Annotated in this window: 1 protein-coding gene; it reads left to right on the plus strand. The window is 44.6% G+C overall.

Features of this window, described 5'->3' with window-relative positions; all coding sequences use genetic code 11:
- Window positions 1-240 (plus strand): MBG domain-containing protein (locus O0V13_RS21625; protein WP_268037090.1); only part of this gene is annotated, 240 nt, incomplete at both ends.

Raw genomic sequence — 240 nt, forward strand, 5'->3', positions numbered from 1 at the left:
TTTTGAGATCACCAAAGCAACTTTAGATATTACCGCAGATGCAGGGCAGAGCAAAGTCTATGGAGATCCAGATCCTGTATTCAGCTATCAAGTTGCAGGATTAAAGAACGGAGATATTCAAGGAGCTGTTGTTACCGGTGCTTTGACTAGAATGGCTGGAGATGATGTGGGAATGTATGCAATCCAGCAGGGAACTATTGACGCTGGAGGAAACTATTCGATCAACTTCACTCCGGCAGA

Origin of the sequence: Algoriphagus sp. PAP.12, assembly GCF_026652115.1 — a bacterium.
GTDB lineage: Bacteria > Bacteroidota > Bacteroidia > Cytophagales > Cyclobacteriaceae > Algoriphagus.